The organism is Nocardia sp. CA-107356 (assembly GCF_050946365.1).
In the GTDB taxonomy this organism is placed as follows: domain Bacteria; phylum Actinomycetota; class Actinomycetes; order Mycobacteriales; family Mycobacteriaceae; genus Nocardia.
The window spans coordinates 4,755,132-4,780,235 of the sequence record NZ_CP191992.1 but is presented as its reverse complement, the minus strand read 5'-3'; the positions used below and the strand labels follow the sequence as shown (position 1 = coordinate 4,780,235).

General features: G+C 64.8%; 26 protein-coding genes and 7 pseudogenes. 10 read left to right on the top strand and 23 right to left on the bottom strand.

Going from position 1 to position 25,104, the window contains the following annotated elements:
- The first annotated feature begins 1,567 nt into the window (after positions 1-1,567).
- Both ACQP1G_RS21550 and ACQP1G_RS21545 read left to right on the top strand, forming a co-directional pair.
- On the top strand, positions 1,568-1,696 hold the full coding sequence (locus ACQP1G_RS21550; RefSeq protein ID WP_433207212.1) for a hypothetical protein: 129 nt from the start codon (positions 1,568-1,570) through the stop codon (positions 1,694-1,696).
- A 121-nt stretch (positions 1,697-1,817) separates the two neighbouring features.
- The gene (locus tag ACQP1G_RS21545; RefSeq protein WP_433192251.1) at positions 1,818-3,062 is read left to right on the top strand and encodes a patatin-like phospholipase family protein; all 1,245 of its coding nucleotides are present in this window, start codon (positions 1,818-1,820) and stop codon (positions 3,060-3,062) included.
- Positions 3,063-3,202: 140 nt separating this feature from the next.
- Here the strand turns inward: ACQP1G_RS21545 and ACQP1G_RS21540 are convergent.
- The 8 genes and pseudogenes from ACQP1G_RS21540 to ACQP1G_RS21505 all read right to left on the bottom strand — a co-directional run.
- A pseudogene (locus ACQP1G_RS21540) lies at positions 3,203-3,340 on the bottom strand (ferritin-like domain-containing protein); the annotation flags it as partial.
- Between the two features lie 126 nt (positions 3,341-3,466).
- The gene (locus ACQP1G_RS21535) at positions 3,467-4,879 is read right to left on the bottom strand and encodes a diguanylate cyclase domain-containing protein (RefSeq protein ID WP_433208705.1); all 1,413 of its coding nucleotides are present in this window, start codon (positions 4,877-4,879) and stop codon (positions 3,467-3,469) included.
- Positions 4,880-4,889: 10 nt separating this feature from the next.
- Positions 4,890-5,177 (bottom strand): hypothetical protein, encoded by a 288-nt coding sequence (locus tag ACQP1G_RS21530; RefSeq protein WP_433207209.1) that lies wholly within the window; start codon positions 5,175-5,177, stop codon positions 4,890-4,892.
- Positions 5,135-5,929, bottom strand: coding sequence for a hypothetical protein (locus ACQP1G_RS21525; protein WP_433207206.1), 795 nt, complete (start codon positions 5,927-5,929; stop codon positions 5,135-5,137). Before ACQP1G_RS21525 ends, ACQP1G_RS21530 begins: the two co-directional genes overlap by 43 nt.
- Positions 5,930-6,241: 312 nt before the next feature.
- Positions 6,242-6,580, bottom strand: coding sequence for a hypothetical protein (locus ACQP1G_RS21520; RefSeq protein WP_433207203.1), 339 nt, complete (start codon positions 6,578-6,580; stop codon positions 6,242-6,244).
- Entirely contained in the window at positions 6,577-6,990 is a 414-nt protein-coding gene (locus tag ACQP1G_RS21515; protein WP_433207201.1) for a hypothetical protein, read from the bottom strand. The genes ACQP1G_RS21520 and ACQP1G_RS21515 overlap by 4 nt, the downstream gene beginning before the upstream one ends.
- Before the next feature lie 103 nt (positions 6,991-7,093).
- Positions 7,094-7,699, bottom strand: a pseudogene (locus tag ACQP1G_RS21510) (ferritin-like domain-containing protein); the annotation flags it as partial.
- A 135-nt stretch (positions 7,700-7,834) separates the two neighbouring features.
- Complete coding sequence (locus ACQP1G_RS21505) at positions 7,835-8,041, bottom strand: hypothetical protein (protein ID WP_433207198.1); 207 nt, start codon at positions 8,039-8,041, stop codon at positions 7,835-7,837.
- 564 nt (positions 8,042-8,605) lie between these two features.
- Between ACQP1G_RS21505 and ACQP1G_RS21500 the strand changes: the two genes are divergently transcribed.
- On the top strand, positions 8,606-8,812 hold the full coding sequence (locus ACQP1G_RS21500) for a hypothetical protein (RefSeq protein WP_433207196.1): 207 nt from the start codon (positions 8,606-8,608) through the stop codon (positions 8,810-8,812).
- Here ACQP1G_RS21500 and ACQP1G_RS21495 read toward each other — a convergent pair.
- Positions 8,770-9,756 carry a GlxA family transcriptional regulator gene (locus tag ACQP1G_RS21495; protein WP_433207193.1) on the bottom strand — a complete coding sequence of 329 codons (987 nt, stop codon included), beginning with the start codon at positions 9,754-9,756 and terminating at the stop codon, positions 8,770-8,772. The two genes, ACQP1G_RS21500 and ACQP1G_RS21495, sit on opposite strands and share 43 nt — an antisense overlap.
- A 74-nt stretch (positions 9,757-9,830) precedes the next feature.
- On the opposite strand from ACQP1G_RS21495, the gene ACQP1G_RS21490 reads away from it, so the two are divergent.
- The 3 genes and pseudogenes from ACQP1G_RS21490 to ACQP1G_RS21480 all read left to right on the top strand — a co-directional run.
- Positions 9,831-10,418, top strand: coding sequence for a cysteine hydrolase family protein (locus ACQP1G_RS21490; RefSeq protein ID WP_433207190.1), 588 nt, complete (start codon positions 9,831-9,833; stop codon positions 10,416-10,418).
- Positions 10,419-10,821: 403 nt separating this feature from the next.
- Positions 10,822-11,578 (top strand): annotated as a pseudogene (locus ACQP1G_RS21485) (LysR family transcriptional regulator).
- 18 nt (positions 11,579-11,596) lie between these two features.
- A pseudogene (locus tag ACQP1G_RS21480) lies at positions 11,597-11,887 on the top strand (transposase); the annotation flags it as partial.
- On the opposite strand, the pseudogene ACQP1G_RS21475 reads toward ACQP1G_RS21480, so the two are convergent.
- A pseudogene (locus ACQP1G_RS21475) lies at positions 11,885-12,112 on the bottom strand (transposase); the annotation flags it as partial. The pseudogenes ACQP1G_RS21480 and ACQP1G_RS21475 overlap by 3 nt on opposite strands.
- A gap of 251 nt (positions 12,113-12,363) precedes the next feature.
- Between ACQP1G_RS21475 and ACQP1G_RS21470 the strand changes: the two are divergent.
- Positions 12,364-13,583: pseudogene (locus ACQP1G_RS21470) on the top strand (IS110 family transposase).
- A gap of 21 nt (positions 13,584-13,604) precedes the next feature.
- On the opposite strand, the pseudogene ACQP1G_RS21465 reads toward ACQP1G_RS21470, so the two are convergent.
- From ACQP1G_RS21465 to ACQP1G_RS21415, 11 genes and pseudogenes are all read right to left on the bottom strand, one after another.
- Positions 13,605-13,922: pseudogene (locus ACQP1G_RS21465) on the bottom strand (transposase); the annotation flags it as partial.
- Between the two features lie 504 nt (positions 13,923-14,426).
- Positions 14,427-14,867, bottom strand: a complete 441-nt coding sequence (locus tag ACQP1G_RS21460) for a thioredoxin family protein (RefSeq protein WP_433207187.1) — start codon at positions 14,865-14,867, stop codon at positions 14,427-14,429.
- On the bottom strand, positions 14,800-15,810 hold the full coding sequence (gene trxB, locus ACQP1G_RS21455) for a thioredoxin-disulfide reductase (RefSeq protein ID WP_433207184.1): 1,011 nt from the start codon (positions 15,808-15,810) through the stop codon (positions 14,800-14,802). Before trxB ends, ACQP1G_RS21460 begins: the two co-directional genes overlap by 68 nt.
- A gap of 8 nt (positions 15,811-15,818) precedes the next feature.
- On the bottom strand, positions 15,819-16,250 hold the full coding sequence (locus ACQP1G_RS21450) for a carboxymuconolactone decarboxylase family protein (RefSeq protein ID WP_433207181.1): 432 nt from the start codon (positions 16,248-16,250) through the stop codon (positions 15,819-15,821).
- 58 nt (positions 16,251-16,308) lie between these two features.
- Positions 16,309-17,079: an SDR family NAD(P)-dependent oxidoreductase gene (locus ACQP1G_RS21445; RefSeq protein WP_433207178.1), complete on the bottom strand. Its 771-nt coding sequence runs from the start codon at positions 17,077-17,079 to the stop codon at positions 16,309-16,311.
- A complete protein-coding gene (locus ACQP1G_RS21440; RefSeq protein ID WP_433207176.1) occupies positions 17,076-18,776 on the bottom strand; it encodes an FAD-dependent oxidoreductase in 1,701 nt (566 codons plus the stop codon). The genes ACQP1G_RS21445 and ACQP1G_RS21440 overlap by 4 nt, the downstream gene beginning before the upstream one ends.
- The gene (locus ACQP1G_RS21435) at positions 18,773-19,588 is read right to left on the bottom strand and encodes an amino acid ABC transporter ATP-binding protein (RefSeq protein ID WP_433207173.1); all 816 of its coding nucleotides are present in this window, start codon (positions 19,586-19,588) and stop codon (positions 18,773-18,775) included. Before ACQP1G_RS21435 ends, ACQP1G_RS21440 begins: the two co-directional genes overlap by 4 nt.
- Positions 19,585-20,679, bottom strand: a complete 1,095-nt coding sequence (locus ACQP1G_RS21430; RefSeq protein WP_433207170.1) for an amino acid ABC transporter permease — start codon at positions 20,677-20,679, stop codon at positions 19,585-19,587. Before ACQP1G_RS21430 ends, ACQP1G_RS21435 begins: the two co-directional genes overlap by 4 nt.
- A gap of 11 nt (positions 20,680-20,690) precedes the next feature.
- On the bottom strand, positions 20,691-21,575 hold the full coding sequence (locus ACQP1G_RS21425; RefSeq protein WP_433207167.1) for a substrate-binding periplasmic protein: 885 nt from the start codon (positions 21,573-21,575) through the stop codon (positions 20,691-20,693).
- A complete protein-coding gene (locus ACQP1G_RS21420; protein WP_433207164.1) occupies positions 21,572-21,949 on the bottom strand; it encodes an EthD domain-containing protein in 378 nt (125 codons plus the stop codon). Before ACQP1G_RS21420 ends, ACQP1G_RS21425 begins: the two co-directional genes overlap by 4 nt.
- Before the next feature lie 27 nt (positions 21,950-21,976).
- Entirely contained in the window at positions 21,977-22,699 is a 723-nt protein-coding gene (locus ACQP1G_RS21415; protein ID WP_433207162.1) for an SDR family NAD(P)-dependent oxidoreductase, read from the bottom strand.
- Positions 22,700-22,901: 202 nt separating this feature from the next.
- Here ACQP1G_RS21415 and ACQP1G_RS21410 point away from each other — a divergent pair, with 202 nt between their 5' ends.
- The gene (locus tag ACQP1G_RS21410) at positions 22,902-23,345 is read left to right on the top strand and encodes a nitroreductase/quinone reductase family protein (RefSeq protein ID WP_433207159.1); all 444 of its coding nucleotides are present in this window, start codon (positions 22,902-22,904) and stop codon (positions 23,343-23,345) included.
- Positions 23,346-23,385: 40 nt separating this feature from the next.
- Positions 23,386-23,514, top strand: coding sequence for a hypothetical protein (locus tag ACQP1G_RS21405; protein ID WP_433207156.1), 129 nt, complete (start codon positions 23,386-23,388; stop codon positions 23,512-23,514).
- A 112-nt stretch (positions 23,515-23,626) separates the two neighbouring features.
- On the opposite strand, the gene ACQP1G_RS21400 is transcribed toward ACQP1G_RS21405, so the two are convergent.
- Positions 23,627-23,932, bottom strand: coding sequence for a YciI family protein (locus ACQP1G_RS21400; RefSeq protein WP_433207153.1), 306 nt, complete (start codon positions 23,930-23,932; stop codon positions 23,627-23,629).
- Positions 23,933-24,075: 143 nt separating this feature from the next.
- On the opposite strand from ACQP1G_RS21400, the gene ACQP1G_RS21395 reads away from it, so the two are divergent.
- Positions 24,076-24,444: a YciI family protein gene (locus ACQP1G_RS21395; protein WP_433207150.1), complete on the top strand. Its 369-nt coding sequence runs from the start codon at positions 24,076-24,078 to the stop codon at positions 24,442-24,444.
- A 16-nt stretch (positions 24,445-24,460) separates the two neighbouring features.
- Here the strand turns inward: ACQP1G_RS21395 and ACQP1G_RS21390 are convergent, their stop codons facing one another.
- Positions 24,461-24,982, bottom strand: a complete 522-nt coding sequence (locus ACQP1G_RS21390; RefSeq protein ID WP_433207147.1) for a hypothetical protein — start codon at positions 24,980-24,982, stop codon at positions 24,461-24,463.
- Between the last annotated feature and the right edge of the window lie 122 nt (positions 24,983-25,104).

Sequence of the window (25,104 nt, the reverse complement as noted above, 5' to 3'; positions counted from 1 at the left end):
CGCAGGTTCACCGGTTGTCAGAGGAGGGTACGCCGACCGGAAGGCTCGGTGTCGGTTGTTGCCAGGGGTGGGCAGTGCAACGCGCCGCCGAACCGGAGTGAGCGCTTACGCTAGCGCCGAGCGGTCTGCAAACGAGGGGGCGAATGCCCGAAACCTCCCGGACCGGCCCAGGAAAGCCCTGGCGGTGACCAGGAGAAAGAGAGTCCGAAGTGAGTATTCCATCGATTCTGTCGCTGCTCCTCAGCGCCGGAAGCAGCGCATTGTCCCTCGGCAGCAGCGTGCTCTGACGGCGACGATCCGACCCCGCTGACGTTCCGATCCGCAGGCTACACTCCTGGCGAACAGCCACCTGCCCCAGCTGGCGCGGGTCGGTTCAGTCGGTGAGTTCTTCGTCGCCGCAGTCGCTGCAGCGCCACAACTCGCCGCCGTTGGTCAGTTCGGCGATCCAGACCAGCACACCCTGGGTCTGGCAGGCCTCGCAGTCGAGGAATGTCAGGCGGTCGTGCTGATCGGTGAGGTGGCTGAGTGGTCGCGCAACACTGGTACGACCGCGACATCACCGTCTACGACTTACCCGAGCGAATCGGCCGACGCGAGGAAGCCGCTTCCTGCGGGCGCTGCTGGAAACACCGACGAGCAGCTACTACCGGATAGTGGACGAAACCACACCCCCATGGCCAGGCGGATGACGGGCAGACAACTCTTGCCGCCGCAAGCCAACGGTTGAAGCCCTGCCGGATGCTCAGCGGACGGGCAGCTGCTACCGCCACACCCATCGACGTATTCTGCCACTGTCACCGCGGTGCACGCGGATCGCCTTCTTCGGCACATTGCGAATCGACCTCAAGGAATCCTTAGCGTCGGATCGGACGCTTGGGCTCTCCAAGCCGGTGCGGCTGGTGGGGCGGCGCGTCGGTGCGGGCGCACCACTTGGTGAGGCGGCAGGCCAGATCACAGGGCTCGGGTGCGATGTCGAGGGCGTGGACGGGCCTGGCGACCTGTTCGATCACGCAGTCGCCGCCGCGGTGCACCGGGCAGTCGAACCAACACCACGACCGGGTCAGTGGATCGAGGTCACGAGACAGCCGAGCGGCCAGCTCGGTGAGCGCGGCGGCGACCTGCCCGGGCGAACCGCTGTTACGGATGTGCCACCACGGTGAAAGTCCCCCGGCGCGGAATGCGCACCTGATAGACCAGCGTGTTCGAGGCCGTCACCGCCGGACCGCCCCCCGACGACGACCAGCCGGCGGCACAACCACGGCGACAGTCCGTGGCGACAAGTGTCCGCATGCCTGGGCTATACCTGGGGCCAGCACTAACACCGCCGTCTCGGGCGGCCTCGCCGTCATCGCCACCTCTGCGTTGTGTCGTCGATTTCGGCGTGTTTCAACCCCATCCAGCTAATGTTGCTACAGAGTTGCTATCGGCTGCTGGGATCGGGGAGTAGGCCGATCACGAGTTCGTGCCAGTGAACATGCAACCGTCTCGTTTTCTGGAAAGGAGCTTGTATGGCGACACAGGACACAGTGACCAGTAACCGGTCGACGTCGGAGGTTCGGGGTCCGGCGTGATGGACGTGCAGGCCGAGATCGAGTTGCTGCGTGTGCGCTTGGACGAGGATCGGCAGGAGGCGCACAGCGCATGCCAGTCGGCGATGCAGAGCGATGCAGGCGTCCGGGATGGCGCGTCACCCTGAAATATCGGGCCGACAGGCCGGCCACACCAGCAGCAGTTCGGTGTGTTCGGTGTTGGCCGTACCCCGGGCGGGTGCACATCGGTGAGTGAACCCACCTCCACCCAACGAAGGAAGGTCACTGATGACCAACTGGTCTGGCACCCCGCCCCGCCGAGTGAGTGTCGTCGTGGCGGGCGCGGGAGCCCGCGGCGGCTACGAGGCGGGCGTGCTCTCGGTGCTGGTGCCGCGCCTGCACAGCGCGGGCGCGGAAACGGTGCGGTTCGTCGGCACCAGCGCCGGGGCCATCAACGCGACGATCTTCGCCGCCCTGTCGCACCTGCCGCCGGCCGAACAGACGCAGCAGGCGTTGCAGGTGTGGCGTGAGATCACCGTCTGCGACGTGTTCCGGTCCCCGACCATCGGATTTCCTCGCCTGGCCGGCCACGCCGCCGGTCAACTGCTGCGCATACCGGGAGTGCAGCTGACCCATCTGCTCGACACCTCTCCCCTGCGTCGCACCGCCCGAACCGTCATCGACTGGGATCAGCTGCGGACCAATATCGCCGAGCGGCGTGCCGCGCTGGCAGTGGTCGCGACCTCCGGCGCCGACAACCGCACCGTGGTGTTCGTCGACCGCGCCGACACAGCACCGCTGCCGCCGCCCGATGATGAACGGCCGATCGATTACGTGGCCGCCGAGATCACGGCCGAGCATGTGCTCGCCTCGGCGGCGATCCCGATCGTGTTCCCACCCGAGCACATCAGCGACCCACCACAGTGGGCCGGCTGGTATTCCGACGGCGGAATACGACTCAACGCACCACTCAAACCCGCCATCGCGCTGGGCACCGACGCGATCGCCGTCGTGGCGACCCACCCCGTCATCGACGACACGCCACCGGCACCCACGAACAACCAGCCACCCGACATCGACGACGTCACCGTGCGGCTGATGGACGCTGCGCTGGTCGACCGGATGATCGAGGACCTGCGCACGCTCGCCAAAATCAACACGCTGGCCGAGGCGACCGAACCCGCCACCACCATGACCGGGCGGCCACGAAAGGTCATCCCCTTCCTTGCGATCACTCCACCCACACGAGCGACCCTGGGCAACCTCGCCGAAGAGGTATTCGCCAATCAACGCCACCGACGCAGCGGCATCGTCTCGACGCTGCGTCACGCAGAGCTACAGATACTGGGCCGCGTGCTGGGCGGCGACGGCCCACGCCGCGGCGACCTGTTCAGCTACCTGTACTTCGACCCCGAATTCATCGAAGCATCAATAGAACTCGGCCAACGTCACGCCAACGCGGCACTCAACGCAGCACCACCACACCAGCTGCCATGGCGGATCCGACCACGACAACCACTCTCGACCGCATGAAAAAGCAGTAATCGAACCACACCGACAACCCGGTCACCAAAGTCCGCATCGACTACATCCGCTGATCTACAGCGGCCACCACGCCCGTTCGCCCACGAGCCGACACCTCTTGGTGCAACCGGGTGAGATGTCGCGACACAGAGGCCGCGGCCGGACCAGGTGACGGGAAGGTTGGCCAGCGTCACTGCCGTCCCGGTGGCCGCCTGCAGCCGAGTGCGACCCAACGCGGCCGGCCCGCCGAGGGCGTCCTCGCCCAACACAGTGGTCAACCAATCCACCAGCCATAGCCTTCCCGGCCCGGCTGCACGACCACGGCCGCATAAGCAGACCGCCCCGCTCGCTGCCGAGGCGAGCACCCCCCGCCCCCGGACCTGCACCAACTCGATCTGAATGAGCTTTGCCCCCTACTGAAGCCAGTGGCGAGTGCAGTCGGATGCACCCGGCGCCGCACACGGACACCGGATCGCCAGCCCGACGCGGATTGGGCGACCCGCGCCGGAACCGGTGCACCGCACTCTGCGAAGGGACACATTCCGCGGCGCCGGATGCACATTCCAGAATGCACGATCCCGGTGCTCCTTCCACCGCCCTTCTGGCGACCTTCCGCTGACCCACGAATGACTCCGAACCATTGGCGGGCACGGATTTACACGCGCCAGCGCAACGTGTCCGAGACATCTACCAGCTCCTTCCGGTCCATAGGGCCGGCAACCGGCAATACGTCTCACACCGGATCCAACGGAGCCGAGCCGCGATCGCGCTTCCCCGGACGCGCGCACGAGGCTCGGCTCCGACCCCGCGTGGCTCCCAGTTGGGCAGTAGCGCAAACCGAGAACCGACCGGATGGTACTCAATCGCTCGGGGACTACCCAGCAGCGGGAAAACGCCACCAGCGGATGCGGGGAGGGGTGGGACCAGTTCCCTAGCGCGGGTTCGGGGCAGCCGATCCGGGGGATGGCAACCGGCGGACGAGTGTTAGGCGGGCGCCGTCGAGGGTGTGTAGGACCCAGTGTCCTTTGCCGTTGGTTTTGGCGTAGGAGAGGCTGGCGGCGCCGAGGATGGGTGTCACGATGGCGCCGATGCTGGCCGATATCGGCAGGGCGTGGTTGTCGATGGTGATGGGGTCGGCCAGTGCCGACGGCAACCGGTCCGCGACGATGGTGACGCAAGCGGTGCTGGCTGTGAGCGATGAACTCGTCACCGCCGATGCGGGCGATCAGGCAGCCGTGCTCGCGCACGCTGTTGAATAGTCGGACCGCGACCGCGGCGAGGGCCTTGTCGCCGATGTTGTGGCCGTAGCGGTCGTTGATCGTTTTGAAATGGTCCAGGTCGGCGAAACAGAACCCGGCCCCATCGTGGGGGTGGGCGTTGGCGATCAGCTCGTCGACCTTCTCCAGGAGCAGGCGGCGGTTGTGCAGGCCGGTGAGGGGGTCGTGTCGGGCCTGGCGGTGTAGTTCCTCGTGCCGCTCGTGCAGTTCGGTGACATCGGCGCCCACGGCGAGCAGGTAGTCGGGCTGTCCGTCGGCTCCGGGCACGAAGGTGATGGCGAACGACATCCACGCGACGCTTGCCTCGCCCATATTCGTGTATGGGACTGCGGATAGCCCGTCGCAGGTCCCGGCGGGGTCGGTGTCGGGGCGGACGCCGATGACGAGTCCGCCTGCAGCGGAGGCTCCTTCGGCGACTACGGCCATGACGCCGCGTCCGCCGCCACACAGCACGGGCGCGACCGCTTCGGTGAGGAGCGTGCCCACCGTGCGGGCGTTCGCCGTGTCGGTGTCGGTGCAGTTGCGGGGCCCGAAGACGGCGACCTGGATGGGGGCAACCTCACTCGTTGCTGCTGGCTTGGGCCGTGTAGGTGGTGCACAGGTTAATCCGGTCGGGAAGTTCGCGGGCGGTGCGTGTGGTAGCCGACATCGCCGACATCTGATCGGCTGCCGTCACCACTCGTTCGACGATCGGTGTCGTGCGCAGTCCCACCGGTAGATCTAGGACACGGGTGATCCGGGCACCGGCCGCTTCCAGATCGCCGGGGCTGAGATGTGCTCGGGCAGCGTCGAGTTCGGTGGGGGTCAGTCGATGAGTTCTTCGTCGCCGCAGTCGCTGCAGCGCCACAACTCGCCGCCGTTGGTGAGCTCGGCGATCCGGACCAACACACCCTCGGCGTGGCAGGCCGTGCAGTCGAGGAAGGGCAGACGATCGTGTAGGTCGGTGCGCTCGTCGACCAGTTCCTCGTCGCTGGTGGTGGTGCTGTCGTCGGTTTCGGTCGTGTGCCTGCGGCTGTGGATATCGCCGTGTATCACCGGTGCGGTCCGGTCCACGCGTTGGCCGTGGTGGGCGCGGCCGATCGGGAGGAACGGCACCGGGGTCGGGTCGGTGGGTCGACGGGGTTCGATGACGGCGAGATGGGTGGTGAGGCCAGCCAGGTTGGTGAGGTGGGCGTGCCCATGCGGCGCGCCGACGAGCAGGATTTCGACCTGGCAACCGGAGACGGTGTCGCTCGGTTGGGAGCGGTCCACGACGACCACGACCGTGGTGACCGGTTCCAGACCCTGTTGTCGGCAGTCGAGTCCGACTTCGGAGGGTGGGTAGCTGAAGGTGAGTCGTTGCGGGCCGGAGCATTCCCGAATAAAGCGCCAGCCGCGGGCGCGCAACAGAATGTCCAGCCCGGCGAACACCCGCATGTCCGCTGCGGAGATCGGGTGACCACAGGCGGTGCACAAGGCCTGGGCGACGCTGACCGGTGGGTAGCGACGATGCCAGATCTCGGCTTGCAGCGCTGTGCCGAACTTGGCTTGCGGGCTCGGGCGGGCGTTGCGCGAGGATTGCCAGACGCGCCAGCGTGCAGTCTTCTTCGCCAGGGGCATGGGCACTCATGTTCGCAGCCCAACAGCCGAGCCGTGTGGTGACACGCCCGGCGTGATCCGGCAAACGACCTGGTCGTCGACGATATGTCCGTGCCGAGGGTGGCGGAGTCCGGTCTATCGAGCCCGATGCCGGTTGCCCGTGGTGCGTGGGCGCAGTGTGCACTCCTCGACGGCTGCGGCGGTGTCGGCGCAGTCGGTTCACCGACCGCGAACAGTGCCTGCCCCGCCCGTAGCGAGTCGTGAGATCGCACAGCAGGTGCTCGGCGGGCGAGGGACTCTGATGACCAATCCGGTACCCACAGGCATTGGCTCTCAAAGCTCGTGAGGCTGGTGAGGCGACGCGTCGGTGCGCGCACACCATTCGGTGAGACGGCGTGCGAGATCACACAGCTCGGGAGCGATGTCGAGGGCGTGGACGGGCCCGGCGACCTGTTCGAGCATGCAGTCGCCGCCGCGGTGCACCTGGCAGTCGAACCAACACCACGACCGCGTCAGTGGATCGAGATCTCGCGCCAACCGGGCGGCCAACTCGGTGAACGCACCGGCGACCTGCGCGGGCGAACCAATGTTGCGGATGTGCCACCACACTCGATGAAAGTCCCCGGGCGCGGAAATGCGCACCTGGTAGACCAGTGTGTTCGAGACCGTCACCGCGCCAGCGCCCCAGACGACGACCAGTTGGGGGCACAACCACGGTGGTAGCTCGTGGTGACCAGTGTCCGCATGCCTGGGCTATACCCGATGCCACCACGAGCACGCCGTCCACGGCTGCCTTGCCGGGACGGTGACGAGGAAAACTGCAGGATCAGGCTGACCAGGCCACCCGAGCTGCCCAGCAGGCCGAGGACCAGGCCACCCGCGCCCAAGGCAGCGCGAGCCAGCAGGAACTGCAACTGCACCAGATCCGTGCGCAGGCCCGACAAACTGCAGAGCCGCTGACCAGCCCGAAGGGTTTGCGACCATTGAAATATCGGGCTGCCGGGCTGGCACACCAGCAGCGGGTCGTGTCCCGGTCTATCGGCTCTGCCCGAAGGCAGATGAATACCGGTGAGCGAAGCCACCCACCGCCTCCGGACGACGAGCCGCAGATCGATGTCCCGGCCTTCAGAATCTTGAATGTGGAGGTCGGCCTGCTCGCGCGGGAGTTGGGCGGCAGCGCAGACCTCAGCTGAGTCCGGCGAGGTCGTGGGCGATCGCCGCGAGTCGGGTCTGGGCGGCGGAGACGACGCCGTGGCGGTTCTTGTTGGCTTCCTCGTGGGCGAGGATCGTTCGGATGTCGGTGGGTTCGGTCAGTTCCTTGACCGCGGCGACGGCGTGGGCGACGTTCAACTCGTCGTAGTCGCCGATCGGCAGCGGGGCGGGTTCGCCGACGCCGGTGGCGGTGCGGATCGAACGCAGGGCATCAGCGGCGGTGTCGGCGCCCTCGCGGCGGGCGACCTGCTCGGCCGTGGCCAGGGCGGCGTCGCGGGACGCGGTGAGGGTTTTGACGGCGACATCGCCGACGTGGGTGCCCTGGGTGAGCAGCTCGGCGAGCGCGGGCGGGGTGGCACGCACGGTGTCGAGCACCCGATCGAGGCCGTGCGCGGACCAGGCGAGGGGGAGGTTGACCAGTTTCACCACGGTCCCCGTGCCCGCCTGCACCCGGGTGCGGCGCAGTGCGGCCGGCCCGCCGAGCGCGTCCTCGGCCAGGACGGTGGTCAGCCAGTCCACCGTCGCGGTGTGCGCGGCGATCGGCGCAAGGTGCAACACTTCACGACTATACCGTCCGGTAACCCGCTGTCACAGGACACAGCCCGCCGGAATACACCGAGGTCGACTCGCAGATCGCGACAACCGCTCCCGGCTCGGGAGATACCCGCGGGTCAGCTGGTGAACTTCGGGCTACCGCGCCCACCGCTGGGCCACCTACGCCGGACTGCTGCTTTCGACCATGAGAACATCTCCTTGGAACCCGAACATGGCGTCGTCGCCGAACTCCAGGACACGACCATCTTGTGTGTCGTTGGTGTAGACCTTGAATGCCATAAGGCGGGCCGCCCGCCGACGTGGAACAAGCCTTTGGCCGATGCCGCTGGCCGGATCGTCTCGACGGTGAGCGTGGATTCCGATCATGCGGGCTCATCATCACCCCGCCTGTACCCGCCTTGGCCACATCGATCGCGCACACCCGCTCGACACCGAACTCATGCTGCTCGTCGGGAATCTCCCCCCGGAACCGACCTCACCGAATCACCCTTCCGGCGGCGACCCACTCGAACCGATCGGTAGGCCGCCCCGGGCCTCGGTCAGGCGGGGTGGCCGCGCGGCAAAGCCTCCCAAGAGGACGCCGTGCCGATGCCAGTCGATGTCGGGGAAGCGTTGAGCACCTACCTCACCACGGCCCGGCCGGCGAAGTCGCTGCGGCCGGTGTTCGTGACCTGCAAGGCACCGCTGCGGGGCATCCGCGCGGACCTGGTCAGCGACGTGACCCGCCGAGCCTGCGACCGGCGGGCCTGCCCTGCTTCGGTGCCCACCGTTTTCGTCATTCGCTGGCCACCGAAATGCTGCGCGCGGAGTTCCTCTCGTCGATATCAGCCAGGTTCTGCGTCACCGCGATCTGGCCACGACCGCGATTTATGCCAAGACCGACATCTCCACCCTGCTCGACATCGCTGCCGAGTGGCCGGGAGCGCCGCGATGAGCAGACTGTCCGACGCCGCTACCGATTACCTGCGGCTGCGCAACCGGCTGGGTCATGACCTGGCCGAATACCATCGGCTGCTGTCGCGGTTCGTCGCCTATCTCGATCAGATCGGCGCATCGACAGTCACCACTGGCATTCCGAAGACTTCGTTGCACCGCTATGTGCAGGGCCTGTCCGGTGCAGCGAACGACGCCCGGTAGGTGCGCGGGCTGGTCGCCAGGCGGGATGCGAAGTGCTGGCGCATGGTGACCTCGCTGCCGAAACCGGACCGGCGGGCGATCTCCGGCATGGGCAGGTCGGTACGTTCGAGGAGCTTCTGGGCCGTCGCGATGCGGTGGTCCAGAAGCCAGCGCATCGGGGTGGTCCCGGTGGCCGCCGCGAAGTGCCGGGCGAAGGAGCGGGGCGACATCCCGGCACGTGCGGCGAGCGCGGACACGGTGAGCGGCTCGTCGAGATGTGTCAGGGCAAAGTCACGCACCTCGGCCAGCGCGTCCGTGTCGCGATCGACGTGCGGGGTCGGATGCTCGATGAACTGGGCCTGGGTGCCGGTCCGGAATGGCGCAGTGACCATGGACCGGGCAACCGTCGCGGCCACCTCCGCGCCGTGTGCGGCCCGCACCAGGTGCAGACACAGGTCGATGCCGGCGGCAGTGCCGGCAGAGGTCCACAGATTACAGTCCTGTATGAACAGGGCGTCCGGCTCGACCCGCACTCGCGGGTGCCGGTCCCGCAGCAGATCGGCCAATGCCCAGTGGGTCAGCGCCCGGCGGCCGTCCAGCAGGCCCGCTTGGGCAAGCGTAAACGCTCCGCCGCACAGCGCGGCGATGGTGGTGCCCTGGACGTGGGCGCGGCGCAGCGCAGCGTGGACGGGCTCGGGCGCTGGGGTGACATAGTCGTCCAGGCCCGGCACCAGGATCAGCTCGGCGCGGGGTAGCCAGGCGAGGGTGCGGTCCGGGGTGAGCACGAGCCCGCCACGCATCAGTACCGGTTCGGGGCTCGCAGCCACCCGGTGCAACTCGAACGCGGGCACCCCCCGGTCGGTGCGGTCCACGCCCCACACCTCGGTGATCACCGAGACGTCGAAGGCCCGGATACCGGGGAAGGCGAGCATGGCGATGCGGTGGGCCGGTGCCGGTCGAGTCATCCTGGCAGTAAAGCATCGATCACAGTCTTTCTGCCTCCTGTGAACCAGACCGGCGGGGCGGCAGGATCGTGGGCATGGAGATCACACAGAACGCGGCATTAGTAGTGGTGGACGTGCAGAAGGGCTTCGACGAGTCGGAGTTCTGGGGCCCGCGCAACAACCCGGCCGCCGAGGAGAACATCGCCTCCCTGATCGCGGCCTGGCAGGACACAGGGCGGCCTGTCGTCTTCGTACGGCATGACTCCAACGAGCCCGGCTCGCCGCTGCGGCCCGGGTACGAGGGCAACGACTTCAAAGAGTACGTCGAGCAGAGGCGCGGAAAGGGTGACGGGCCGGAGCTGCTCGTCACCAAGTCCGTGAACTCGGCGTTCTACGGCGCCCCCGACCTTGACGACTGGTTCAAGGCGGCAGACATCACCCAGGTCGTACTAACCGGCATCCAGACCAACATGTGCGTGGAGACCACCGCCCGCATGGGCGGCAACCTCAGCTACGACGTGCTCGTCGCCCTCGACGCCACCCACACCTTCGACCTGACCGGCCCGAACGGCTGGCGCCTGACGGCCGACGAACTGAGCCGGGCAAGTGCCGTCACGCTGCATGGCGGGGGCTTCGCCCGAGTGGTAACGACCGACGAACTGGTCGCGGCCGCTCGCCCCTGAGCCCCTGCCCGCTTCTGGCCGGCCAGTAGCACCAAGTTGGCGCACGTCGACATCTGTCGCGGCAGAATCAGCGCGCGGGCAGAGTCTGTCACTCGGCTGACCCTCTGCAGCCCGGTAGACGTGCCGAAGTCGATGATGGGCAGCGCACCAATCGCCTCCCGGCCGACCGTCCGGCCTCCAAGGTGGTAGGCCACAACTGCGTCCTCTTCGTACAGCGCGACGACCCCGGGCCGCATCACCGGCCATTCGATCGTTCGACAACAAGCGCGTGATGTCTTGAGGGTGCATAGTTTTCGTCCTCCGACATGAGTTCTACAGTTTTGAACTTCGGTCTTTCGCAGCATGGCCGCCCGTTGACAAGAAGTCCAAGAGATGGATCTGATGGACGTCAGAATTTTCAGTCATGGAACTGAGGCAGCTGGAATACTTCGTCGCGGTCGCCGAGAAGCAGAACTTCACCCGTGCGGCCGAGTAAGCGCACATCAGTCAATCTGGCGTCAGCGCCCAGATCCCCCAGCTGGAAAGCGAACTCGGGGCCAAGCTGTTCGACCGGTCGACGCGAGCCTCCACGCTCACCGCCGCGCGGGAAAGGCAGCCCTCGAATACGCCCGTACCGCACTCGCCGCCGCGGAAGCGGTTGGCGCGGTGACCGACTCCGAACGGCTCATCGACGCAGTGCGCTCCGGCATCCTCGACCTGGCTCTCGTCGGAACTGCCACCACCACGCCGGAACAACTGCACGAGCTGACGATCATCAGCGAACGACTCGTCACGGCAGTCCCAGCCGAACGCCCCTCGCGAAACAACCAGGGTGACCCTGCACGACCTGAGCGCCCACTTGTGCATGCCGCCCCGGCACCGGACTGCGCACGGTAGTCAACCATGCCTGCGCCGCGCAGAACCTCAAACCCGTCGTGATCGCGCTCCAGGCCGTCGCCGTGGGTGCTACCGCGGACCTCGCCACACGTGGACTCGCAGTCGCCATCTTCAGTGATTCGATGGCAGCCCGCTACCGCGGCCGACTCACCGCCCCCACGATCGACGACATCGAAACACCTGCCCTGCTCGCCCAGGTCTCGAAGAGCACACGCAACCCCGCGATGCGTGAGTTCCTCATCCACAGCCGACGAGCCTCCACCGAGCTTGTCCCCGGCGGCTGACAGGCCAATTCAGAACGGGGCGATATGACCGGCCCGAGCCCGGTCGATCGAGGCAAGTCCGGTTCGAAGATCCAGGTGCTGTCCGACCACGTAGGACTGCCTCTGGCCGTGGGTATTTCGGCAGCCAATACCAACGACGCGCAAGCGCTGCGCCCGCTCGTGCGGGCGATCGCGACAGTGCGGTCGCGACGCGGGCCACGCCGACGCCGACCGGCAAAGCTGCACGCCGACAAGGCCTACGACCACACCGAGCTGCGCCGATGGGGCGGTGACCGGGGCATCGACGCCCGTATCGCCCGCAAGGGCATCGTAGGCTTTGTCCGCGTGCAGCTTTGCGGGTTTGCGGCGGCGCGGCCCGCGTCGGGACTTGATGGCGGGGATGGCTCTGACCAACGGTTTGAGAGCGTCGGCGTCGTTGGTGTTCGCCGCGGACACGGCCAACGACAGTAGGAGTCCCACACGATCGGACAGCACGTGGATCTTCGAGCCGGTCTTGCCTCGGTCGACCGGGTTCGTGCCGGTCATGGATCCCCCTAATGAGATGTAGCGGGCCAGTCCGATCGGGCAGACTCGCTGCCGGTAGCGGCTGGTGGGTGAGCACTGTTTGGTCCCCTAGGACCTCGAGTCCTGAAAAAAGATCGTGCCCCCGCCAGTCGACCGGGAGGATGGATCGCTGATGGGATGCCGTGCCCGCCGCCGCGGCGTGAGCACTGTTTCATTAGGGCGCCGAGAGTTCTCCCGAACGCTACTTGTGTCACGACATTGGTTGAGGGACAGGAGAATTAGTGCTTTTCGTCGGAGACGACTGGGCCGAAGACCACCACGACGTCGAGTTGATGAACCCGGCAGGGAAACGGTTGGCCCGAGCCCCGAAGGGGTCTACGGGATCGCACGGTTTCACGCGCTGGTAGCCAAGCATTCGGGCGCCGATACCCCCCCCGCAGCTGATGTCGTGGTCGGGATCGAGACCGACCGTGGACCGTGGGTGGCGGCGCTGATCGCCGTCGGGTATTCGGTGTTCGCGGTCAATCCGTTGCAGGCGGCCCGCTATCGGCAGCGGCGTGCAGTCTCCGGGGCCAAGAGCGACCCGGCCGATGCGCATGTGTTGGCCGATATGGTGCGCACCGATTCCCACCAGTTGCGCCCGGGTCGCTGCCGACAGCGCGCAGGTTGAAGCGTTGAAAGTGGTTGCGCGAGCGCATAAGACGCTGATCTGGGAACGCACCCGCCATGTTCAACGGCTGCGGCACGCGCTGCGCGAATATTTCCCGCCGCGCCGGAAGCCTTCGACGATCTCACCGCGTCCGACACCCCGGAACTGCTCGGTAAGGCACCGGATCCGGTGTCGGCGGCACGGTTGTCGCTCAACCAGATCCGTGCCGCGCTCACCCGTGCCCGCCGCCGCGATGTCGATGCCAAAGCCGCCCGGATCCAGGCGGTGTTGCGCAGCGAACACCTGCGCCGAGAGGTGGTGATCGACACCGCGTATGCGGCCACCACACAGGCGTCGGTCGGTGTGCTGATCACTCTGCGTGAACAGATCACCATCGCGGCCGGACAGGTGGAAGCACATTTTGGCCGGCACCCGGACGCTGAGATCGTGCTGTCCCAACCAGGGATGGGAGTGGTCCTCGGTGCCCGAGTGCTCGCCGAGTTCGGAGACGCCCACGATCGCTATGCCTCGGCGAAAGCTCGCAAGAACTACACCGGCACCAGCCCGATCACCCGCGCCTCGGGTAAGAAGAGGATCGTCGCGGCCCGGTTCGTGCACAACGACCGGCTCATCGATGCCCTCCTGCGTCAGGCGTTCAGCGCCCTGACCGTCTCGCCGGGTGCACGTGCCTGCTACGACAAACACCGCGACCGCGGCCTCGAACACCAGCCCGCGCTTCGCCAGCTCGCCAACCGCCTTGTCGGCATCCTCCACGGCTGCCTCAAGAACCGAACGGCCTACGACGAGACCGCCGCATGGTCTCCCCACACCGAGAAAGCCACTGCTGCTTGACATTCAAGCCCCTAAGATGTCTTTTTTGGCCCGCACCGACGCTCCGTCGCAGACCGCGCGTGACCAGTCGATCAAGCCTGTGCTGCCCAGCTCGTCGAGGACGGCACGACGTAGCCGCCGCCAAAGGCCAGCCGCGGTCCATACCGTGAACCGGCGATGCGCCGACGGCACAGTGACTCCGAACGACGGTGGCAGCATGCGCCACGCGCAGCCGCCGGTCAGCACGAACACCACCGCGGTGAACACCGCGCGCTCATCGGTGGGTGCGGTGCCGCCACGGCGGCCAGCGGCAGCCCACAGCTCATCCGGCACAAGACTTTTCGACAACTCATCGGTCACGATTCGAACATCATGCGGCACAACCGGTTCCGACACGACGCAAACAATTACAACGACGTGACACGGTCTTAGCGCCAGCACCACAGGCAACGCGGCATTACCGTGGGGTATAGCGGGTCTTTCGGGTCGAGCGAATGTGTAAGTTGGGGCTTCACATCCTGCCGTCGAAAGACCCGCCCCTCATCTCACACCCCGCGACACGAAATCTATGTCATGACCCGAAACAGCTAGATAACTTCCGCTGCATGCGTGACCATTTTAATGCTGTCGGGATCCGTTTTCAAAACATCCCAATTTCGTCGGATACTCCGGGCAGGAGCGAGACGCCAACGAGTTCAGGCCACGATTTTTGGTTGAGGCAGATCAAAAATAGTGGTGAGGCACCGGCGCACGAAACTGATTCGCCGATCGGTCCTATTTCGGTGGAGATCTACAGCAACGGCGTCGCGACTCTACTACCACACCGACGCAACCGGGGGTTATACGCGCACGGTTGGTAAACCACTACTCCGCCTGCAAGTCGCACTTTATCGTACGCAGGTGTACTTCCAAGCTCGAAAGAATGCTAGAGCGGGTGGCTTCCGTTCCAGTAAGACGAAAGGCCACCTTTCCACGATAGAACAACACAACTGTCGGGGTAGACATGACTTCATACTTATGGCCGAGTTCTGTTTCATTCTCCAAATTGACTGCTCCGACAACGAGTGTGCCGCAGAATTGTCGAGCTATGTCCTCGAGCGCCGGCGCCAGAAGACGGCACGGCCCGCACCACGGCGCCCAAAAATCGACTAGCACGGGCATCCGTGATTCGAGCACTGTTGAACGAAACATGGTACCGGTTATGGCATTCGTGACAGCAGTCACGTCAAGCTCCCTTCTATTTTTGACACCGGACTGTGATGATCTCGTTTGTGTCGCGCAGGCCGGCAAGGTACCGCTGCGCATCCAAGGCGGCTTGACATCCTGAGCCAGCCGCTGTAATTGCTTGCCTGTAATGGGGGTCGGCTACGTCACCGGCCACGAAGACTCCAACGACGCTGGTGTGCGTCTCTCGTGTGGCGACAATGTATCCCTTAGGGTCAGTTGAGATTTGGCCGCGGAACAGCTCACTGCGCGGGTAGTGGCCGATTGCAACGAAAACCGCATCGACCGCAAGGATTTGCTCATCGAGAGTGTCAGAGTTTCGCAGCCTAAGCCCGGTCACCCGGTCGGCACCTAAGATCTCTGCTACCTCACTGCTGGTCACCCACGTTATCTTGGGATGGCTCCGTGCCAGATCCATGAGGATACGGCTGGCACGGAATGTGTTACGCCGATGGACTACGGTCACATGCGATGCGAATCTAGTAAGAAACAGGGCTTCTTCGATTGCGCTGTCGCCACCACCGACGACAGCGACGGGGCGGTTGCGGAAGAAGTAGCCGTCGCAGGTGGCGCAATAAGAGACACCTCGACCGGTGAGCTCGGACTCTGCCGCCAAGTGCAAGCGGCGATGCGCCGAGCCTGTGGCGATGATCACCGCCATCCCGCGATGAGTTGAATTGGCGGTGCAGATGGTTTTTATCGGCCCGTCAAGTTCGGCAGAGGTGACAGCTTCAGATACCACGTGAGTTCCGAACCGTATCACTTGCCGACGCATTTCGGACATTAAGTCCGGTCCGAGTGTATTCGACGGAATACCTGGGAAGTTCTCGACTTCAGTCGTCGTTGCCAGGGCGCCGCCAGGCTGATCGCCTTCGAAGAGAACCGGTGCAAGTCCGGCCCGCCCGGCATAGATAGCCGCGCTGTAGCCAGCGGAACCGCCGCCGATGATCAGCAGGCTCTCAAGGGAAGTAGTCGAAATTTCCGAGTTCGTGGCCATGTCAATGGGAAAGGGCGTCTGCTTCACCGCCGCGTTCAATGGATGTCCGGCAGGGTGGGATCGGGCCTGAGTTGCAAGACGGCCCCGATGGTTTGACTGGCGGTAATGAACGTAATCCACGCAAGGAGTTCGCTGATCTCGGCGTCATCGAATTCCTCTTTGAGGACTTCGAATTGCTGATCGGTGATTAGCTGCGGTCCCTGCAACATCATTTCGGCAAATCCGACCGCTAAGGACTCCTTCGGGTCCGGGTGCGTATCAGCTGCATGCCCCCACGCCTGACAGTACTGGCAGCCGTTTCCAAATGCCAGGACCCTCCGCACCTGTTCCTTGAGGTCGCGGCTGAGATGCCCGTTTTCGGCGATAGTCTTCTCTACATGATTCCATGACCGAAGTATATCCGGATTATGACCGAGAAGCTTTTCGAACCCGGTAGAGCCGTGCTCAGAGGGTGTAATGCGCGGCATTGGTTCTTCCTTTCGTGGATCATTTGATTGAGGTGACGGATTGCATGGGTCCGGTCTCTCAGTTGTTCGCTCCCCCGGTGACGCGAATCGCCTCACCAGTGATGTACGACGCAGCGTTCGACAAAAGGAAGCAAACAACCGTTGCGACCTCGCTTGGTTTGGCGTTTCGGCCCAGCGGGACGGAGATCGGAGTGCCGGCGGCGTGGCCGCCCGGCTCGGCGAGATGATTCAGCGAGCGCGCGGCTGCCGCTCGCTGGGCCATAGGCGTGTCGACGGTACCGGGCAGCACAGCGTTAACGCGTATTCCGCGGGGCGCAAGGTGTGCGGCGGCGGAATTGGTGAGTGAAACCAGAGCAGATTTGCTTGAGGCATACGCTGCCAGGTCCGGGCGCGGCACCTGAGCGGTGATGGAGGCGATGTTGACGATGCTGTCGCCTTGCCCGAGATGGGGGGCGGCGGCCATCATCAACGCGAAAGGCGCGCGACAGTTGATGGCGTAGTGTTCGTCAAGGGTGCCCAAGCTTGCCTGGTCCCACGGCTCGACAGTAAGGACGCCCGCCGCGTTGACCAGGCCGTTGATGCAGCCGTGACGATCCAGACATGACGAAACAACCGTTTGACCGGCCATTGGCTGCGTCAAATCAACTGTGTGCCAATCGAAATCGTGTCGCGCCGTTGGGTGATCCCGGTCGACGGCCATGACGGTTGCGCCCAGCCCAGCTGCGAGTTCGGCGCACGCGGCGCCGATGCCCGAGGCGGCACCGGTGACCAGAATGACCTGACTGGTCAGCGACCAGTGGCTGCGGAGAAGTTGGGTCGCCGACGTCACCGTTGCTCCCTGGCAGCGTGCTCGCCGGCGAGGTAGCCAAAGGTCACCGCGAGCCCAAGCGTGGCGCCCCCGCCCCAATACCCTTGTCCGGCTGGCGAAGCAACGCAGTTCCCGGCGCCGTAGAGTCCCGGAATGACTCCTCCACGCCTGGCGCGGATTCGTCCGTCGGCATCTATCGCAGGACCGCCCTTGGTGTCGAGGGCTCCAGGCCCGAGCAGGACCGCATAGTAAGGCCCACGATCGCTGAGCGGATACATAGTGGGGTTGGGACTGGCAGGGTCGTGGCACGGTCCGCTGCGGATCCGTTGGACCGATGTAGCTCCTCGTGCAAAATCGGGATCATGACCGGTGGTGGCTTGGCGGTTGAATCGCTCGATCGAGGATCGGAGCGATGCGGCGAAGCCCGGAGCGAGTGTGGCAGTCGGCATCAAGTGCCGATATTTCTCGAGGTGACGGCCGATCAGGTGGGACAGTTCCGCGAGCGTCTCCGCACACAACTCATGCGTGTCGTTGCGGCCTTGGACCGGGATGGGATTGCCGCCGCCGTCGGTGACCGGCGCGTCGCCGGGTAGCTGACGACAGTGCTCGGCTACCCACTGGTCGTAGATCATGATCAGCGGCAGGTTCGGGTAGCTGGCAGTGGATGGATCCCAATGAAAGAATGCGCGCGTAAATTCGTTGTAGGTCGCCTTCTCGTTTACGACGCGCTGCCCGGCAGTGTTGACAACGAGCATGCTGTCACCAGGCAGCCGAAACGCCCCGCTGGGGGGATCGGGTACGTGATCCAGCACAATGGGGGTCAGCCACGCCTCGTTCATGTTGTCGATGACCGCGCCGAGTTCGGAAGCGATGTCGAGGAAATCTCCTGTGTTCCCGCGGGCGGAGAGGCCGGCCAGAATCGGTCCTCGAAGGAACGTGCGCCGCCTCTTGGAGCTGCTCGCGAAGCCGCCGGTGGCGAACACCACACCCCGCAACGCGCGAATAAACTGCATATCTCCGGCCCGATTGCCGGATACAACCCCATTCACCCGGCCGCTGTCCGGATCCACGACGACTGCTCGCACCGGACTCTGAAGCCGCAGCCGCACTCCGTGCGCATCGGCCGCATGCTGCAGTGCATCGATCAGTTCGGCGCCGATTCCTTCATGGTCGGAGCCGACTCGAAAGCCTAGGGTGCGTCCGTGAGGCGCGGTGTTCTCAGGAAGGTCGCTGTAATAGTCCAGCACTTCGGGAACGATGAGGAAGTCGAGCACGCCGAGTTCGTGGAGTGTGCGCACAACGCGCGAACCGTGGTCGTAAAACGCCTCAAGCGTCTCGAATTGATGCATGCGCAGCCCAAGATTCTCGGCTTCCGGCCGGTAGCTGAGTGGTTCGGCGAGGCGGGCCATATAGCGCAGCGCTCTTTCGCGCGAGTCGTCGATGCCCTGCGCCTGCATAAGGTGGTTGTTACATATCCACAACCATGTGCTGGCCCGCGACCCCGCCCACGCCCCGCCAGCCTGCGCCGTTGTGCCACCGACATGACCGGCCTTCTCCACGACGAGCGCCTGTGCGCCTGACACCTGGGCGGCGATGGCCGCCGACCAGCCCGCAGCGCCGCTACCGACCACGATGACCTCGGTGGTGTCGTCCCATGGAATATCTGCAACGGCGCCGCGCAAGACCGGCGGGAGCGATTCAGATGCGGTGGCGCTCATGCGTGAACCTCTGACCCGAAAGGCGCTGGCCGTGCTGAGACTTGCTGGTCGGTGTCGCTAGGCTGAGCACCGGTCGGCAGTACACGGCGCAGGAATGCCCGGGTTCGCTCGTGGTCGGGATGTTCAAAGATCTTTTCGGGTGTTCCTTGCTCAAGGACGACTCCCTGATGCAGGAAGCACACCTTGGTCGCGACGTCGCGGGCAAACGACATCTCGTGTGTAGCAAGGAGCATAGTCATTCCGTCTTCGGCCAAGGCACGCAGTAAGTCCAGCACCTCGCCGACCAGTTCGGGGTCAAGCGCTGAGGTCACCTCGTCGAGGAGAAGTGCTTTGGGACACATTGCCAGCGCGCGAGCGATGGCGACGCGTTGTTGTTGCCCACCGGACAGTTGGTCGGGCCGACAGTGTCCCTTATGTGCCAGGCCGACCTGGTCCAACAAATCATGTGAACGTGCCAGCGCGTCGCTGCGGCGTTCTCCAAGGACCGTCCGGGGAGCCAGGGCGATATTCTGCAAAACGGTCATATGAGGGAACAAGTTGTAGCTTTGAAAGACCATTCCGACGGAGCGGCGGAGCGCGTTGACATCGACGCCGGGCCCTGATACGACGTCTCCGTCGACCATTACCTGACCCTGCTGAATATCTTCGAGCGCATTGACACATCGCAACAGCGTCGACTTCCCAGAGCCCGATGCGCCGATGAGACAAACTACTTCGTGGGGGTGGATAGCGAGATCGATGCCGCGCAGCACTTGCTGGCTGCCGTAGCATTTATGAACTCCGCGGAGTTCGATCAGGGGTGTGGTGGTCATGTGGTCTCCTCCATCCGTCGGTCCTGGCGACGCAGGAGGTAATCGACGAGGCGCGTCTGCGGAACTGTGATGATCAGAAACATCAGCCCTACGAGGGTGACGGGGCTGAGGTTGAAGACACCAGCGGAGTAGATCTTTGCTGCAGCGAACGCGTCGACCAGACCCACAACGAGTACCAGTGCGGTGTCTTTCTGAAGACTGACGAAGTAGCCGAGAAGCGGAGGGATCAGACGGCGGACCGCTTGAGGCAATACGACATAGCACCAGGTTTGAACCGCCGAAAGTCCGAGTGACCGCGCGGCTGCCGTCTGGCTGGGATGGACGGCCTCAATGCCCGACCGATAGAGTTCGGCGACGTAGGCGCTATAAGTGAGCGTGAGAGCCAACACCGCTCCCCACATACCGTTGAGTTCTTGCAACCCGGACACGCCGGTCAAGGGCAGGCCGAAACACACCAAGTAGATGATGACGATCGCTGGCAGTGCCCGGAACACGTCGATATAGGCAATGGCCAAGGACCGGATGGGTCGGGCCTCCGGGCCGGGCAACAGCCTCATGACAGCTAGAACCAGTGCCCATACGAGGATGCATGCTTCAGCGATCACGGCTATCTTCACATTGAGGGCGGCCGCCTGGAGGATCTGTCCTGTGCTGTCCTTGAGAAGCGGCCAGTCCAGGAAAGTGCGCTGGACCGCGAAGGAATTGATGGTGACGAACGTGTACACCGCCAGCGTGACCCAAACAGCGACAGCGCAGCCGATTGAGATGACAGCGTGCCGACGAGCTGCCGCGAAGGGATGGCGTGCGGCAACGGCTTCGCCGCCCTGACACAGCCGACGGCCTCGATGCACATCGAGGATGGACTGCACTGCGAAGGCCATGGGCACCAGCGCCGCTACAGTCCCGGAGATCGCGATTCCCGCCAGGGCGAGACGTGCGCTTCCGTGAGCGTGAGGGCCGGGCGCCGACAGCGCCAGCCAGGCACCGGCTGCGGTGAGTACCGCAAGCCCTACCGCCGAGAAGGCAAGCACGAGCGGAGAGCCCGCCTTCGCCAGCACGACCCGGGGCGGTGCGAACGAGAGTGTGGTCATGACTTCTTCCTTCAGTAAGACCAGTTCGGCAACGCGGTCGGGTCGACTCCGCCGAATGCGGGAAGTAGCCATCGTTGGGACAGTTGGTCGAGAGTTCCGTCCTGCTTCATTGCCGCCAGAATTCGATTCACCGGCTCTGTGTTGGAACTACCCATCGGAAGGACGAGGCTGTAGTCACCACCGAGGGCCGGAATCTGTGCGATAACGCCCGTCTTGCCGTGTGAGGATGCCGCAGCGGGTAGTTCGATCTCCGCGTCGACCAATACGGCGTCGACCTGACTGGCTTGCAGCGCTGTGAACATGTCTACGGTCGACTCATAGGTCCGTGCAGGGGTTTTGGGTTTGAGCGTATTGCGAACCCATCCGTCTTGGATCGAGCCCAAGAAGACACCGATCTTGACGTTGCGCAATGTCTCCGCGGTGAGGTCGGTGCCGGAGCGCACCATCACGCCTGTGGCGGAGTGGTAATAGCTGGCTGAAAAATTGACGTGCTGGGCGCGCTCCGGAGTTGCGAAGATCTCGCCTGCAGCGAGATCGTATCCGGTCATTCGTCCAGCGACCAAGGCGTCGAACGATGTGTTCGTCAGTCGCAAATTCCGAAGGCCAGCGCGTTGCGCAATATTAGCGACCAGGCAGTATTCGTAACCACCATTGATAGTGTCGACAGAAGTTCCCTCGAAATAGATCGGCCGAGGCAGCACCCCAGCCAGCGTCAAAGTGTCATCAGCCGAGACCGCCAGGTGCGCCGAGGTAGGAGCCGCAGCAACGTCACAACGGCCAAAGCCGCCGACCGCAGCGCCGGAACCCGAGTTAGGGTTGCTGGATGACCCGCATGAAGCCAGAACTGTGGCCAACAGCACCGCCGCAGGGATCTTAAAGGCCGCCCGACTCATCATGACTGCACCCGCTCGGACGCCGAGGTAACCGACATAGGAATATAGGTGTGCTCAGTAACGATGATGCGACTCAAACGCGATACATGATCGTCGGTGTCGCTACGAGTAACCTGAGCTTCGGGTCGGCCGTACACGGCGTTGAACGCATCCCCATCATCAAACCACTGCTCGGCGATGCCATCCCAGTCTGTGTCGCTGTTCGGCCTGCCGGCGAGCGCGTCTTCGTCGCTGGAACGAACGCTGATACTGTAACCCCGCAATTGGGACTTCTGCTCGGAAGCAACAAGGTGTGCATGATTGTTTATCCACCAGTCCCGGAATTCGTCGAGAGTGAGGTGGTCGGCCCGCCTCAGCAGCCATATCACCTTGATCATGAAAGTTGATCCTTTCTATGGAGTCGTTCAGAGTGCTAACCAGCCGCCATCGACTGGAAGAAATGCGCCGGTGATGTATCGTGCTGCTTCATCGAGCAGGAATCGCGCAACTCCAGTCACATCCGATGTTTCCGCAAATCTACCGAGAGGCAGTCGACTGAGCAGCTGACCAGCCCGTGCAGGGTCATCGATGGTGGGCTGACTCATCGGAGTCGCGACAAGCCCCGGACCGATGACATTGACACGGATCGCCAATGGCGCGAGTTCGACGGCAAGCCCTCTAGCGAGCTGAAGAACCGCTCCTTTGCTGGCGGTGTAGGCGAGGTTTCCTCCCCAACCGACCTGCGAGAGAATACTGCCGATCAAAACAATTGAGCCCCCTGTGCCGCTGTTGCGCATCGCTTTTGCGGCAGCTTGACACATCAGAAAACTGCCGCCGAGATTGACGTCGATAATCCGATGAAAGAGAGCCGGGGGAAACTCAAGGGCCGGTGTCGAGGGCTCCTCTATGGCCGCGCAGTGAACGAGGCCGCTCACCCCTCCGAACCTGTCCACCGCTTGGTCGACCACCGATTCCACGTCGCTAGGCGAGGTGACATCGGCAACGACTCTGTGCAGGGACGTCAGACCCGCGTCATCGAGCATTGCGGCGTTGAGATCGCAGGCCACCACATCATGGTCGCGGCTTAGATCGAGTGCGATCGCGCGACCGATCCCTGACGCTGCGCCGGTAACGATAACGGTGCTCACAGCACCTCCTTGCGCTGATTGCGTGGATCCCGAGACGGACCTAAAAGTCCACACCCTCACTGGAGTGGTCGCCTGTGCTGACCTCGGGCGGTATAAGCACAGTGAACACGGTCACACGTAGATGTGTCAATAGTCAACCAGTGATATATCAGCATGCTGATGCAGCGTCGGCATCGCGACCGCGATGCCGATGATCGACCCGATGCTGGCGAAGACGGATCCGGCCGCGATGAACGATTTCAACCGGTTGTTGATCGATCACTACCGCGACACCGGCGGCCGCCTGAGCGGGGTGTTCGCGGGTGCGCCGATGCTGGTGTTGACCACGGTCGGGATGAAATCGGCTCGCGCGCACACGGTTCCGTTGTCGTACGTGCCGCATCCGGACGGTGACGGCTGGGTGGTGGCGGTGGCGAAGTCCGGCTCGCCGACGAACCCGGCGTGGTATGCGAATCTGCGGGCCGCCGGCAATGTCGCCACCGTGGAGGTGGGTGCCGGACGGTTCGATGTGCGCGCCGAGGTGACCGCGGGCGCCGAGCGGATCGAGCTGCAGCGCCGCCTGGTCGAGGTGTGGCCGATGCAGGCCGACTACCAGGCCGACACTACCCGCGAGATCCCGATTCTGATCCTGCGCCGCACCAGCTGAGCACGAGCGCGCGTCGAGGAGCCGGCGGGAGGTGATGGTGATGTTGGCGACGCATCTGCTGGGCGGCCTGTCGCCTCAGGAGGTCGACCTGGTCGTCGCTGCCGAACTAGTGGCCCTCGACGACCTGCCCGACGAGCGCGCGGGCCATCGGCCGACCGACCTGCGGTAGCGGCGATCGAGCCCTGTCGCGCGCGTGCCCGACCGCTGAGGATGGGACCGTCATCCGGTTGCCTGGACGCCGTAGTCGGGCGGTGGGCCGGTCGGCCGCGGTCTCTTCTCGACTATTTCGTCGCGCCCGCGCAGCAGACCGCGAGCCTGTACTGTCGCAGGCCGCCCCGCATGTGGCCGCCGCTGGTGACCGGTTCCTCGGCGACGATGTGCCGCGCGTGTTCCTCGTCGGCGACCTCGAAGATCGCGATGCCGGTGTTGACCATGCCCAGACACGGGCCGGCCGCGATCAGGACGCCGTCGGCGAGCAGGCCGCGAAGCCAGCTCGCTTGCGCGTGAAACGCCGTTCCTTCGGCGGCGCTCATCGTCGCGATGAAGTCGTCGCGGGGAGGGGGCATCAGAAAGGCCCCTTCGCTCACATGCGAATCCTTCCACGTCGACGAACCGCCCGCGGTCGCGTGGTCCGTTCGCGCGGGATGACACGATCGAGTCCGCACGGGCACATCGCGGATGATCGGAATGTCGACCGTTGGGCAAACCTAGGGCGAGGGAGGAGAACACCGTGCCGGAGTATCTGTTGCTGATCCACCAGGACGAATACGTCTGGGAGCACACCGACCCGGACACGTACGGGCGGGTGATGCGCGGCCACCACACGTTCGAGACCGCGCATGCGAACCGGCTGCGTGGGGGCGCGCGGTTGCGGTCGTCGTCGGCGGCGCGGTCGGTGCGCCACGACCAGGACGGCGCCCTGGTGGTGACCGACGGCGCGTTCACCGAATCCAAGGAGGTCCTGGGCGGGTTCTACCTGATCGAAGCCCCCGACCAGGCCGAGGCCGCCCGCATCGCGGCGGACCTGCCGTCCCCGTTCGGCATCGTCGAGGTCCGCCCGGTCCGGCCCGACGACGACGGCCGCGCCGATCACCGGTGACGGCGATCGGCGGTGGTCAGCGCTGCTCGGTGGTGGACGCGCCGGTCAGCTTCGCGAAGTCGAAGCTGACCACCAGCGTGGCGGGGGTTTCGACGATGACCTGATGCGGGGTGTCGAGGGAGTGTTCCACGGCTCGGGCGGTGGGGTCGTTCGGGTGGCGGTCGGTGCCGGCGAACGCGGGGAAGAACCAGCCGGTGATCGCGGCCCAGTCCGGGTCGCCGGGGCGATGCAGCCGCGATCGGCCCTTGAAGGTGGCACTGCGGCCGTCCCGGTTGATCACGACGGCAGTCCGGGTTCGGGTGCGGAGCGCCCGGATGCGGGTGCGGGACTCGACCGAGGTGGTCCAGAACGCGCCGTCGCGGTAGAGGTAGCGCACGACGACGCCCATCGGGTATCCGTCGCGGGTGGTCCAGTTGAACACGCACTCGCCGCTCTTGCCGACCAGCTCGCGCGACTGGGCGGTGTCCAGGCGCATGTCGTCGAGGTTGTCGTAGTCGCTGCCGGCCTCGCCCGGGGGCCGCGTGCTCGTGGTGGTCATCGGAATCGGTCCTCTCGGGTCCCTGGTTGGTTCGGGTCGTTCCATTTATCCCGTCGGACCGCGGTCGCCGGGAATCGACAGCGCCGCGCAAAAGATTCTCGACCCCGATTGTCGATTCCGTG